A 14,479-nucleotide genomic window follows, 5' to 3' on the forward strand; every position below is an offset into this window, starting at 1 on the left:
TATAGATTAATATTAATTAGCGTTAATAACTTTATCTAGGAATTCTTTACATCTATCACTTGTAGGTGCTGTAAATATCTCTTCTGGCGGTCCTTCTTCTAATATATATCCTTGATCCATAAAAATAACTCTGTCAGATACATCTCTAGCGAAGTTCATTTCGTGAGTTACAATAACCATAGTCATACCTTCTTGTGCTAGGTCTTTCATAACTTTAAGAACTTCTCCAACCATTTCTGGATCTAGTGCTGATGTTGGTTCATCAAAAAGCATTATCTTTGGATTCATTTCAAGTGCTCTAGCAATCGCAACTCTTTGCTTTTGACCACCTGATAAAGTGTTAGGATAAACATCCTTCTTATCTTTTAATCCAACTTTCTCTAATAAAGAAATAGCTTTTTCAGTTGCTTCGTTTTTGCTCATCTTCTTTAATTCTAAAGGTGCAAGCAACATATTCTCAAGTACTGTTAAATGAGGGAATAGATTGAATGATTGGAATACCATTCCTATCTCTTCTCTTAATTTATTAATATTTTTATTATTTACAAGCTCTTGCCCTAATATATTAATACTTCCAGATTGTATTTCCTCTAACCCATTTAAGCATCTTAGCAGAGTACTTTTACCAGATCCAGAAGGCCCTATAATACAAAGAACTTCTCCTTCTGTCACGTCTACTGATATATCTTTAAGTACTTCTAATTGTCCGTAATGTTTTTTGAGATTCTTAGCGCTTATTACCATTGCCTAATCTCCTTTCTATATAACGTGATGCTAAAGTTAATAATGTAATTACTATAAAATACATACAGGCTACAATTGCATACATCTCAAGTGATTTAAAGTTTCTGGCAATTATAATTTGTCCTGCTGATGTTAATTCCCTTATACTTATAACAGTTAAAATAGATGTATCTTTTAATGTAACGATAAATTGATTTAATATAGATGGAATCATTATTTTAACCGCCTGCGGTAAAACAACTTTTCTCATAGCTTTTGAATAGCTAAGACCTAAGCTTCTTGCTGCTTCCATTTGACCATGATCTACTGCTTGAATTCCACCTCTGAAAATTTCAGCCATATAAGCTGTTGCGTTAACCGTAAGAGTTATTATTCCCGCAACAATAGGATCAAATCTTACATTTAGCGCTTGTCCAATACCAAAATATAAAAATAAAGCTTGAACCATAAGTGGGGTTCCACGAACTATGTAAATATATGTTGTCGCTATACTTTTTAATATATTTGAAGTACTTATGCTAAATATACCCAATATTATTCCAAATATTACAGCCAATATTAGTGATATTACTGCAATTTCTATAGTTATCCCAAGTCCACTGAGCAGACTTGGGAAGCTGTCTTTTAGCAATTGAAAGATTTGCATTTTTCATTCTCCTTACTATTTTGCTATATATTGTCCGACGATTTCGTCATACTTTCCGTTTTCTTTTAACTTTTTAAGTCCATCATTAAATTTCTTTAGTAGATCTGCATTTACACCTTTTTTTACCGCAAATCCATAGTCAACAGTATCTAATTTATCTCCAACAATTTTTAGTTTTGCACCGTTATCAACTTTAAGCTTGTATGCGATAACTGGATAGTCCTCCATTAAGAAATCAGTATTTCCATTTTCAACAGCTTGGAACATTGACGGAGAATCCTCAAAATAACTTAATTTCAATCCGTATTTTGCTTCATTGTCTTCAGCAAATTTAGACCCTGCTGTACCTTTTTTAACTGAAACACTCTTATCTTTTAAGTCATCTATCCCATTAATTGACGCATTATTTTTATTAACAACCACTGATAATCCTGATACAAAGTATCCATCTGAGAAATCTAAAGATTGTTTTCTTTCTTCTGTTATGCTCATCCCAGCTATAGCTCCATCTAATTGGTTAGACGTAAGTCCTGGAATTATTCCATTAAAGTCCATTGGCTTTAAATCATATTCAAATTTTTCTTCCTTAGCAATTGCATCTAGAAGTTCTACATCTATGCCTTTGTATTTTCCGCCTTCTTCAAATGAGAACGGCGCAAACTTTGCATCACATGCAATTATATATTTTTTATTTCCTCCCTCAGCTGCTGTATCGCCTTTTGATGCTCCACAGCCTGCCAATAATCCTATTGACATTACTGATACTAATAAAATACTTACTAATGATTTTTTGTTCATCTCATCTTGCTCCTTTGCAATTATTTAGTTGTAGTTAATAAATCAAATCTATTGTATAAATACAATTTTTCCTCAATAAATTTCACAATTATTTTTATCCTTTATGAAACTTATTATATAATCCAATTCAAAAACTGTCAACAAATCACCTCGGGAACAAAGCCTGATTATTTATGTTTCAAAAACGATTTTCCTTTATACATCTTACTTTTACAGTTGAATTTGAATTTTTAAGATGTATCTCTTAATATCAATTTTTTCTAATATATGAATCAAGTCTCACACTTTCCTTCATTTTTAGTTTTCATACATTTTCCATTATTTTTGTATATTTTCATGCATAATTTGATATTTTAAAGAAGAAAAAGCTATAAATCAGAAATTTCATTATCCTAAACTTATAGCTTTTTAACTTTTATTATAACTCAAATTCTATTTTGCATGAGTTGTATTTTCATTTACCAAATGTATTATTTGCCTATATATTGACCAACTATCTTATCATATTGTCCATTGTCCTTTAATTTTTTAAGGCCTTCGTTAAATTTCTTTAAAAGATCTGCATTTGATCCTTTTTTAACAGCAAATCCATAATCAACATTTGTTAATTTTTCTCCTGCAATTCTTAATTTTGCACCGCTATCAACTTTAATCTTATAAGCGATAACAGGAAAATCTTCCAATAAGAAATCAGCATTTCCGTTTTCAACTGCTTGGAACATTGATGGAGAGTCATTAAAGTAATTTAATTTTAATCCATATTTTTCTGCATTATCTTCTGCAAATTTAGAACCTGCTGTTCCTTTTTTAATTGAGGCACTTTTGCCTTTTAAATCATTCACCCCATTAATTGAAGCGTTATCTTTATTAACAACCAATGATAATCCTGATACAAAATATCCATCAGAAAAATCTAAAGTTTGTTTTCTTTCATCTGTAATACTCATTCCCGCAATAGCCCCATCTAATTGATTAGATGTTATACCTGGAATAATTCCATCAAAGTCCATTGGCTTTAAATCATACTCAAATTTTTCTTCTTTAGCAATCGCATCTAAAAGTTCTACGTCTATACCTTTGTACTTTCCACTTTCTTCAAATGAAAATGGTGCATATTTTGCATCACAAGCAATTATATACTTTTTGTTTCCATCAGCACTTTTTGACGAATCATTATTTGATGAACCACAACCTCCCAATATTCCAATTGACATTACTGATGCTAATAAAATTCCTACTAACGATTTTTTATTCATTATTTATTCCCCCTTGAAAATAATTAGATAAATTTTTCTAAAGTTTTTGTTGCTATTTATATTTTTGCTTTTACAAGCTAAAAACTCTATTAACTTATGCATATAGATCATTATATTTATATATTTTTTATATAAGTATTATATAATTTATACTTATACAATAGTTTTACCCTAAGTTTATCATGTTATACTATTATGCTTTCATTTATATAAACCCTTGCCTCTAAATGCGTAATATGTTCTGTTATTAATTCCTCTGCCTTTTTACTATCTCTTGCAATCAGTGCTTTTGCTATCTTTATATGTTCTTCTTTTTCGTTTATAAATTCTAAATTTTTAGAATCCATCATAAGAATTCGTGAAAGATTTTCCATGATTCCTTCAGACATTTCAATTAATAATGAATTATGAGCTGCCCTAATAATTGACATATGAAACATATCATTTAATTCATTAAATTCAGCTATGTTGCCTTTTTGTGAACCGTCCGGAAATTTCATTGCCAATTGCAATATGCTCTCTAGCTCTAAGTCATCAGCTACTTTAACAGCTAAGTTGACAGCTGCTTTTTCAAATATAAATCTCATTTGAAAAGATTCCCTAATATTCCTCTGTGTAACCGGCTTTACTAGATAACCCTTTCTAGGAAGTGACTTAAGGTATCCTTGAATTTCCAATGCACCTAATGCGTCTCTCACAGGCGTTTTGCTCACACTGTACTTGTCCGCTAATTCAGCTAATGTAAGAAAATCTCCATCTTTTATTTTTAGATTTAAAATATCTAATTTAATTTGCCTATATATCTCTTTAGCATATGATTTCTCAACTTGACACAGATTTATCTCCCCCTTCACTGAAATCCCACTGATATATCAGTAATAGTAAATAAAAAAAAGCAATAAAACACCTATATTAAATAAATGCTCCATTGCTTTATCTTCTATAATTATATTTCAACAAAATACAGCTTGTCAAGTTATTATTTAATTTTTTATATAAACAAAAAAATTTTCTATAAATTTATAAGTTAATAATATCTCCCTGCTTTTTCTCTAAACTCTGTCGGTGACATTCCTGTCTGTTTCTTAAATGCTAATGAAAAATAATTTGTATCATTATATCCTACTAATGTTGCTATTTTACCAGTTTTCATACTCGTTGTTTCTAATAATGATTTCGCTCTTTGAATTCTTTTGCGTATTATATAATTATTACAGCCTTCTCCCGTACTTTGTTTAAATAGCTTGGAGAAATAAGTTGGAGTTAAGTATAACATTTCCGCAATACTATAAACAGAGATATCTTCATTTAAGTGATCTTTTATATATAATTTCGCTTTCCCTATAATTTCATGGCTTTCTCCTATATCTGCTTGAAGTATTTGCATGATAAAGTCTCTTGTGATTCTTATGGCATCATTCCTCTCGCAATTTTGCAGAGAAATTAATAAAGAATTTAATTTATTGTCTGATACTAAGCCTTTCTCCATCATATAAGAGAAATAAACTCCTCCTCCAATATCAAAACATGTTTTCTTAACTAATTGAGTTGATAAATTATAAAATTCTATCGCATCTTCATAAGACGCATAGATACTCATAACTTTTTCGATGTCATCTATATTGTCTATAATATTCTTTCGAAATTCCTGCACCCTTTCATTAAATAAGGTTAGCCTTAACTCTCTAGGTTCTTTTGTGATAATTCCACCATATGTACTTTTATTATTTAGCAAAGTACATGCATCATTATATGAAATATTGATTTTATTAAACCCTTCCACTGCACTTCCAAGAATAACTTTGGGATTTATATCATACTCATTTTTTAAGTAATCAATTAATCGTTTTATTCTTAGTGTAATTTCTTCCAAGTCTTCTCTAATAAATATAGCTATTGCTATATTTTTGTTTTTATCCTCAAACGTAACTCCTTCTTTTATAGAATCAAATAATTCTATACATGTATTTTTAATATACAAATTTAATAATTCAAAATGTTGTCTCCATGATAAATTATCATCTATAACTGGGCAAACTAGAGCAATTTGCAACATTTGCTCACCGCTATAAGAATACTCATCTAGCACCCTTTTTATTTCATCAGCCTTCACCCGTTCATAAAGCAAGTTCTGCATAATCTGTTCAATTTTCAGTTGTTCAGTGATACCTTGTATTCTATTATTTATCTTTTGTTGATGATTCATAATTTTCTCATTGTCTAATTCCCCTATTAATCTTTTAATAGTATCTTCAAGCTCTACTTCATCCACTGGCTTTAAAAGATAATCCTCAACTTGCATCTTGCAGCATTTCTTAGCATATTCAAAATTATCATAACCTGTAAGAACTATAACTTTAAGTCTCGGATTTAAGCAATTTATTTTTTCTACCAGAGATAATCCATCCATTTCACTCATACAAATATCTGTGATCATAATATCAAAAGATTCTTCTTCCATAATCCTTAAGGCCTCAATTCCAGACGAGGCCATTTTAATAGTATCTATTTTAAGTTTCTCCCAAGGAATCACCTTACATATTCCTTTTCGAATCATCTCTTCATCATCTACAACTATAGCCTTATACATTTATTATTCTCACCATTCTCCCCTTTAGGTAATAGAATATCAACCGTAGTTCCACCATATTTACTTTTTCTATAATATAACCCATATCCACTACCAAATAATATTTCAATTCTCTTATGAACATTTCTTAACCCATAGCCTGTTTTCTCATCAAAAACTGATATTGAATTATTAATCTCATCAATTTGCTCCTGCGTCATTCCAACTCCATTATCTGAAACTGATATAACTATCTTATTTTCTTTTTCTTCAGCTGTAACAAATATTTCCCCTTTAAACCCATCTTTAACTCGTATTCCATGGTAAATAGAATTTTCAATCAAAGGCTGCAATGTAAGCTTAGGTATTAGCACATTTTTAAATTTATCATCTACGTTAATATCGCATTGTGCAATACCACTATATCTCATATTTTGAATAATTAAATAATTTTCTATATTAGCCAATTCCTGAGAAAGCTGAATAATATCTTTTCCTTTACTTAAACATAAACGGTAATAATTTGCTAACGCTTTTACCATTCTTGATACGTCTTTATTTCCATCTGACAAGGCTTGCCAATGGATACACTCTAATGTGTTATATAAAAAATGTGGCTTAATTTGAGATTGCAATCTGTTTAACTCTATTTGCTTAATCTCATTTTGCTCCCTTTTTATTCTATACATAAGTATATTAATTTCTTCAATCATAATGTTAAATCCGCTTGCCAGTTGTCTAAAATCTTTTCCTTTATAATCCCGTTTCATTCGGACTTCAAGATTTCCCATAGAAACCTCTCTCATTGTACTTACGAGAGCATCCACTGGCTTATATAAATTATTACTCAGCTTATAGAAAGCTAAGCTAATAAGCCCCCCCGCTCCCAGAACTAATGTTATAATAAGAAAAATCATTGTATTAGTATCTTTTAGCATAGATTCTGTTGGTATCTCTCCTACCATATACCAATCCCAATTATCTAATTTTTCATAAATAACCATCTTATTTCCTACTTTTTGCTGACCACTTTTTCCTTGTAATACATCTTTATAAAAGCTATCAGTTCCAATCAAAGATTTATCTTCATTAGATATTATAACTCCATCTTTATCGGTTAAATAAGTCTGCACTCTTAATCCTTTATCTAAATTGGAGTAAAATTCTTTAATGCTTTTTTCTCCAATTCCTATAACCAAAAACCCAGTGTATTTATTATAATTATATTTATCATAAATAGGCTGATAGATATTTAGGACATACTGATATGGGTAAAATACTTTTCTTTTCATACTTATTTTGCAATTACCAAATTTAGTTCCCACTGCTTGTTGATAGTCTTTTAAAGTCTCAGTTCTAAAATCACCACTCGTCCAAGTTTCGCCAACATATATTAACTCTGGCCCATCAAATTTCACCAATGAAATATAATCTATATAGCTGTTTGAATCTAAGAAATATCTTACTGAAGAATAAGCATCGCTAGTATCTTTATTGTAATTCTTTGACGTAAACTTATTATTCATTAAGAATTCTTTTACCCTGCTATCTCCTGTTATTATATTTGATGTTTCAATAATATTTTTTAAAGTTATATTTAAAATGTCTGTTGTAGTTTCAAACTGTCCTTGTACAAGCCCGCTAGACTTCTCAGTAATTTGTTTCCCTGCTAATTGATAAACTGCAAAAATTACAAAACTATTGGTAATTAAGACTGCTAAAATGAAAAATATAGTTATTTTCTGATTAAATTTCATTTTAGACAGCTTACTTATAATTTTTCTTAATCCTTTATACATAGCTGTATCCTTTTTTATAATTATTGTATATATCAGAAATAGTACTTCCATGCATATTCATAATATTCTTAGCCTTTAACAGCTCCTGCCATCATACCCTTAATCAATTTATCTTGTCCAAAAATAAATGCTATAATCATCGGTAACATAGAAATGGTTAACACCGACATAATCATTGGTACATTCATTGTATATTGTCCCTGATATTCCCATATAGCAAGAGGCAATGTCCTATTTTTCAGAGTTTGAGTTAAAACCAATGCAAAACTAAATTCATTCCATATAGCAACACCATTATAAATTGCCAGCGTTGCTAAGCCTGGCTTAACTAAAGGAAGCATAACGTTAAAGAAAATTTTATATTTATTACATCCATCTATTTCAGCTGCTTCCTCTAATTCTCTAGGGATAGCCTGCATAAATGTAACTAGAATAAATACTGAAATCGGTAAATTGAATGCTACATATGGTCCAATTAATGCCCAAGGACTATCATATAACCCTATCTTAGTTGTCATTAGGAATATAGGAAGCAATGTTACATGAACTGGTACTGACATACACGCTACTATTATAGCATAAATTGGTTTATTTAACTTAAATTTGAATCTTGCTAATGGATAAGATGCGCACGCGCTTAAGAATAGTAGAATTGCTAATGAAACTATAAGTACTAATACACTGTTTTTAAAGTAGATAAATATGTTTCCTTTAAATACATCAATGAAATTCTTCAAATATAAACCTTTTGGTAAATCGAAAACACTTCCCATAAGCATCTCAAATTGCTGCTTAAACCCTGCAAGTAACATAAATATAAAAGGAACTATTGTAATAAAAAGCCAAGCTATTGCTAATATTCCCACGATAGCCTTTATAGATAATTTTTGTATTGATAAGTTATGCTTCATAATAATCAATCTTCCTTTCTATTTAATGTTTTAATTGTAATTAACGATATTATTGTTATAAGAATGAACATTCCTGATGCAATTGCAGAGCCATATCCCATCCTTTGAGATAAAAATGCATTTTTGTACATATATGTTGCCATTAGTTCTGATGCATTACCTGGTCCTCCACCCGTCATAACGTATATAAGATCAAAATACTTTAATGATCCAACCATTGATAATACAATTGCACTTTTAATAGCCGGTTTCATTAATGGAAGTGCTATCCTCCAAAAATATTGACTTTTCTTAGCTCCATCAATAATCGCCGCTTCATATAAATCTGATGGTATACCGCTATATGCAGCTAGAAAATATACCATATAAAACGGGATAAATTGCCAGCATATTGCTACAGTGATGGTCAATAGCGCTGTTTTAGGGTTCCCTAATAAGTCTATTGAGTGTCCACCCAATGCTTTTGATATACCAGTTACTATACCACTACTTGCATCTAATGCATATTTAAATAAATAACCAATTGCAACAGATGACATTAACATTGGTATAAACCAAATTACTTTAAACACATTTAATTTTTTTCCACCGAAATCTAGGAAGGTTGCAAGTGCTATACCAATTGGTAATTGAACAATTATAGATAAAACCATAATTATAATATTATTTAAGAAAGCTTTTCTGAAAACACCATCAAGAATAAGTTCTTTCCAGTTATTTAAACCTACAAACGCCTTATTTGATGCAAATCCATTCCAATCATAGCAACTTAAATTGAAAGAATAGACAATTGGATATGCTATATATATTATTAGAAATAAAAATGCTGGAACAAGAAATATGATTGCTGCATTTCTTGTTGAGGCAGCACGTCTTTTAGCTAAACTATTAGTTTGTGATTGCACTTTTTCTCTCTCCTTTATAATAATTATTGAGCTGCTGCAAAACTCTTACATAATGCAACAGCTCAAACTTATTTTTTAATGTTGCTATACTTATTTATTTTTTGCTTTATAAGCATCCATAGCTGATTGTAATTCTTTATCTGCATCTTGTGGAGTCTTAGTTAAACCAAATATTTCTTGACAAGTTGATTTGTGTACTTCTGCAACTTCTGCTGGTAAGTATTGGTCATACCATAATTGAACTCCTTTTGCTTGATTTACTGTGTCTAGAATTTTTTGTGTTAGTGCATCATCTGGTTTAAAATCTTTAAGTGGAATAATTTTTCCTAATTTTTTACGATCTTGTAGCGCTTGATCATCTAATAATGATTGAATTAATTTAAAAGCACCTTCTTTGTCTTTACATGTTTCTGAAATTGAATATAAGTTATCTCCAACTGTTCCTGCACAAAGTGATTGATCTTCTTTTGAACCATCTAATGCTGGGAAAGCGAAGAATCCTAATTTACTCATGAAATCTGGGTTTTCACCTAGTACTGTACCTGTAAACCATGATCCCATTAAATCCATAGCTGCGTCACCTTTATATAGTGCTTGTCTAGCTTGACCACTGTCATCATCCATACCATTAAATCCATCTATAAAGTAACCTTTTTTAACCCAATCTTGAATCTTATTTCCTGCAAATTCAAATGCTGGATTTTCAAACTTACCTTTTCCTGATGCTGCATCTGCAAATGCATTAAGTCCACCAAAACGAGTTGTTAAATACATATAGTACATTGAACCTGTCCACTTTGTTGCATTAGCTAAAGCAAATGGTGTTACTCCATTAGATTTTAACTTATCGCATGCAGCTTCTAATTCAGAAATAGTTTTTGGTTCTTGTATTCCATATTTAGCGAAAACATCTTTATTATAGAAGAAACCTGCAACGGATACGTTTTCAACTGGTACCGCATAGATTTTACCATTGTATGAACATTGGTTAATTCCAGCATCTATAAATTTATCTTTATAGTTGTCTTTTTTCATTAAGTCTGTAAGATCCGCAATTTTGTTTGAATTTACATAATCAATTAATCCTGATCCTCCCCATTGAATAAATACATCTGGAGTTTGATTTGAACTCATTGCCATGGCTAATTTTTGTTTGTAAGAGTCATTAACCTGATCAACAACTTCTACTTCATATTGAGGATTCTTTTCCATAAACCTTTTTACAGAGGCCTTAATTGCATCTGCTGCTGTTGATGTTTGAATATGCCATAATGTTAATTTTGTCTTCCCTGACGCCGCTCCTCCACTTGCCTGCGACGTACTATTTCCGCAACCAATCATCGCTGTAGAAACCATAGCCACTGTCATTATAACTGAAGCTATCCTTTTTAAATTCTTATTCATATACCTTTCTACCCCCTAGAATTATTATATATTTGATACTCTTATATATTAGCATTGGTAACGTTTAATAAACATTGAATAATTTATCTTTTATATATAATATTATATGTTCTTGTAATCTTACTCATAAAACCTTTTAGATAATAACTTCAATTTCTTCACATTTGAATAAATTTACTTTGTACACAAATAGACTTATTCTATTTGTTATCCCTATAATTAACACAGGTTATATACATACCTTAAATTCAAGTATAAAGGTGGGGGTATATTTAGTTTATAAGTATTATTCCTTTTCACATGTAAATAACCTCCATGTTAAATAGTTTCTCTTTAAAAACACTTAATTTATGGAGGTATATTTTTATTTAATAATATTGTATTTTCTACTTTTAACTTTAACTAAGTTTATAAATTAAAGGCTGAAAGCTATGATAAGTCTGCTTTCAGCCTAAAATGTCTTTTTAATTAGAGTAATCTAAGTTATATTTGCTTCTAATTTCCCTTAATTAATAATATTTAAGGCTTAACAAATGTTTAAATTATGCAAATGGATTTTCTGTTTTGTAAAGCATACCTTTTGGTTGGTTAAATCCAACTTCTTTAACTCCTAAGTATCTAAATAAGTTGTAAATTGCTTTTCCAAAGTGTCCAAATGCTACTGCTCCATGGTGAGGGTATCTTCCTTCAACTAATACGTGACGATAGAATCTTCCCATTTCTGGAATTGCAAATACTCCTATAGCTCCAAATGAACGAGTTGCAACTGGTAATACTTCACCTTGTGCTACATACGCTGTAAGCTCAGCCTCTGCATTACTTTGTAATCTGAAGAATGTGATATCTCCTGGGATAATATCTCCTTCAAGTGTTCCTCTTGTTATATTTGGTTCTTGATTTGGCTCAAGAGCTCTCGCCATGATCATTTGATTTTTCATAACACCGCATGTTAATTTGCAAGCTGCTGTATTACCACAGTGGAATGCCATGAATGTGTCATTTAATGAATAGTTAAATTTACCTTTAACTTCTGATTCATACATATCAGCTGGTACTGTATTGTTTATGTCAAGTAATGTTACTACATCTTGGCTTATGCAAGTTCCGATGTATTCACTTAATGCACCATAGATATCAACTTCACATGATACTGGGATTCCCATAGCTGTTAAACGGCTGTTTACATAGCAAGGAACAAAACCAAATTGTGTTTGGAATGATGGCCAACATTTATTTGCAAATACAATGTATTCTCTTGAACCCTTATGTTCTTCCATCCAATCTAATAATGTAATTTCATATTGAGCAAGTTTTGGAAGAATACCAGGCATTTTGTTTCCTTCACCTAATTCTTTTTCCATGCTAGCTATTACATCTGGAATTCTTGCATCATCTTTGTGAGCATTGAATGCTGCAAATAAATCAAGTTCTGAGTTTTCTTCTATTTCAACACCTAAGTTATATAATTGCTTAATTGGTGCATTACAAGCTAAGAAGTCTTGAGGTCTTGGACCAAAAGCAATAATTTTTAAGTTTTTTAATCCAAGTAATGCTGTTGCAACTGGTACGAATTCAGAAATCATACCTGCAACTTCTGGAGCTGTTCCTACTGGATATTCTGGAATGTACGCTTTTATGTTTCTTAAAGCTAAATTGTAGCTTGCATTTAACATTCCGCAATATGCATCTCCACGTCCACCTATTAAATTATCTCCACTTTCTTCAGATGCAGCCGCAAACATAACTGGTCCATCAAATTCTTTAGCAAGTAAAGTTTCTGAAGTTTCAGGTCCAAAGTTTCCTAAGTATACAACTAATGCGTTTACTCCAGCTTCTTTAACTTCTGCTAAAGCTTTTCTCATGTCCTTTTCATTTTCAACAGTTGTTTGGCATTCAAAAATTTCACCATTAAAAGCTTCTACTACAGCTCTTCTTCTATTTTCTGATAATTCCATTGGGAAACAATCTCTACTTACTGCAACGATTCCTAATTTTACTTGTGGTATATTATTCATAATAAATTCCTCCATTTTATCATTTTTATTTAATCTATTTTAATCTTTTCGTTATTTTACAGTTTATTTAATTTATTCTTATAGTTATTTATTAAATTCTTATAGTTTATTTAATTATTTCTTATAGTTTATTTAATTTCTTATAGTTTATATTTAATCAAATTGATTTTGGTTACGCTAAAGCGCTTTTTCTTTAATGTAATATGATCATTGTTATGCTTCGCACTTTTTTTATAGGTCAAATGATATTAATTGCAGCATAGCTGCTCTTTTTATAAGTCAAATGATCCGAATTGCAGCATAGCTGCTCTTTTTATAGGTGAAATGATCTTGGTTGCGCTAACGCGCTCTTTTTATAGGTGTATATTTTCTCCAACTAGACCTATAAATGCTCCTTGCTCACCTAGATCAGTATCTTTGTGACCAATTAACCATTTATTCTTAGCGAAAAGTAAAGCATCTTCTTCAACTTTTTCAACTTTGTTTTCTAAAGCTAGATTTGTATCCTTAGGTAAAACTACAACACATCTAAATCCTTCTTCACTTGCATTGCATGGAGCATAGTGAAGTGTAGTCGCATAAACTTCAATTATAGTACCTGCTGGAACTTTAAATGCTTCAATTTTTGATGTATCATATGAATAATCATCTTCAATATCTTGTTGACTACCTATTAATAAGATAAGATCAGTTACTGCTATATTTATTTCAGATGAACGATGGTACTCAACTGCATTTAACATATAATTGTTACCATTGCAATATCCTATTTGTATTGGCAATTCTCCGTATTCTCTATCTTGTAATTCTTTAGCAATGCTTAATTCTTCAAGCTCTTTAATTGATGGTTCGTATATTACTCCTTCTGGTAGCGGAGTACTTTTCATTTTTTCGATTATTTCTGTACAGTCATAGTTCTTTAATATTTGTCCATATTTTTTAAATTCTTTGTCAGTAACACTTTTAATAACCATACTCTTCGTCTTTCCTCCCATTTAATTTCAAGGTATTTTTATTGTAAAAACCTATAAACATACTGTATCCTTTATTGAATTCTTCTATTTTAAACTTTATATACAATCTTTATCTGATGTCTAGCCACTGTAACACTCCCATCTTCTATTAAAGCGGGAGTTAACAGTGTCACGACCCTAGATAAGTTTTACTTTATTTCACACTACTTTTCTTACACACACTTTTTCTCATAATATTGCTGCTAGAAGAACTAACAAATAGACTCCATACATTTACAGATCAAACATTAACATTAATCTTTTTTAGTTAAACTACTTTCCTGCAACTTTAACTGCTTTTTCTACCACATTTTCTACTGTGAATCCAAATTGTTTAAATAATGTTTCTGCATTTCCTGATGCTCCAAAAGTATCTAATGATATAACTTCTCCATCAAGACCTACATATTTGTGCCATC

The 14,479-nt window shown here is 30.5% G+C and carries 13 protein-coding genes; all 13 read right to left on the minus strand.

The features are described from left to right. Positions 1-12: 12 nt before the first annotated feature. Entirely contained in the window at positions 13-744 is a 732-nt protein-coding gene (locus CLCHR_RS10700) for an amino acid ABC transporter ATP-binding protein (protein WP_079439755.1), read from the minus strand. Then, entirely contained in the window at positions 728-1,390 is a 663-nt protein-coding gene (locus CLCHR_RS24425) for an amino acid ABC transporter permease (protein ID WP_119366573.1), read from the minus strand. Before CLCHR_RS24425 ends, CLCHR_RS10700 begins: the two co-directional genes overlap by 17 nt. Before the next feature lie 15 nt (positions 1,391-1,405). Then, positions 1,406-2,188, minus strand: coding sequence for a transporter substrate-binding domain-containing protein (locus tag CLCHR_RS24430; RefSeq protein ID WP_139376225.1), 783 nt, complete (start codon positions 2,186-2,188; stop codon positions 1,406-1,408). Between the two features lie 470 nt (positions 2,189-2,658). Then, positions 2,659-3,444: a transporter substrate-binding domain-containing protein gene (locus CLCHR_RS10710; RefSeq protein WP_079439757.1), complete on the minus strand. Its 786-nt coding sequence runs from the start codon at positions 3,442-3,444 to the stop codon at positions 2,659-2,661. A 185-nt stretch (positions 3,445-3,629) separates the two neighbouring features. Beyond that, positions 3,630-4,298 carry a GntR family transcriptional regulator gene (locus CLCHR_RS10715; protein WP_139376226.1) on the minus strand — a complete coding sequence of 223 codons (669 nt, stop codon included), beginning with the start codon at positions 4,296-4,298 and terminating at the stop codon, positions 3,630-3,632. A 173-nt stretch (positions 4,299-4,471) separates the two neighbouring features. After that, complete coding sequence (locus tag CLCHR_RS10720; protein ID WP_079439759.1) at positions 4,472-6,034, minus strand: response regulator; 1,563 nt, start codon at positions 6,032-6,034, stop codon at positions 4,472-4,474. Continuing rightward, positions 6,019-7,863 carry a cache domain-containing sensor histidine kinase gene (locus CLCHR_RS10725; RefSeq protein ID WP_242966015.1) on the minus strand — a complete coding sequence of 615 codons (1,845 nt, stop codon included), beginning with the start codon at positions 7,861-7,863 and terminating at the stop codon, positions 6,019-6,021. Before CLCHR_RS10725 ends, CLCHR_RS10720 begins: the two co-directional genes overlap by 16 nt. A 17-nt stretch (positions 7,864-7,880) precedes the next feature. After that, positions 7,881-8,723: a carbohydrate ABC transporter permease gene (locus CLCHR_RS10730; protein ID WP_079439761.1), complete on the minus strand. Its 843-nt coding sequence runs from the start codon at positions 8,721-8,723 to the stop codon at positions 7,881-7,883. 5 nt (positions 8,724-8,728) lie between these two features. After that, entirely contained in the window at positions 8,729-9,628 is a 900-nt protein-coding gene (locus CLCHR_RS10735) for a carbohydrate ABC transporter permease (RefSeq protein WP_079439764.1), read from the minus strand. Positions 9,629-9,718: 90 nt separating this feature from the next. Continuing rightward, a complete protein-coding gene (locus CLCHR_RS10740; RefSeq protein WP_079439766.1) occupies positions 9,719-11,032 on the minus strand; it encodes an ABC transporter substrate-binding protein in 1,314 nt (437 codons plus the stop codon). Between the two features lie 542 nt (positions 11,033-11,574). After that, positions 11,575-13,047 (minus strand): L-fucose/L-arabinose isomerase family protein, encoded by a 1,473-nt coding sequence (locus CLCHR_RS10745; protein WP_079439769.1) that lies wholly within the window; start codon positions 13,045-13,047, stop codon positions 11,575-11,577. Positions 13,048-13,400: 353 nt separating this feature from the next. Beyond that, a complete protein-coding gene (locus CLCHR_RS10750) occupies positions 13,401-14,021 on the minus strand; it encodes a DUF4867 family protein (protein ID WP_079439771.1) in 621 nt (206 codons plus the stop codon). A gap of 312 nt (positions 14,022-14,333) precedes the next feature. Further along, the coding region (locus CLCHR_RS25655) for a transketolase-like TK C-terminal-containing protein (RefSeq protein ID WP_169896785.1) at positions 14,334-14,479 on the minus strand (146 nt) is incomplete at its 5' end.

Origin of the sequence: Clostridium chromiireducens (genome assembly GCF_002029255.1) — a bacterium.
GTDB classification, from domain to species: Bacteria; Bacillota; Clostridia; order Clostridiales; family Clostridiaceae; genus Clostridium; species Clostridium chromiireducens.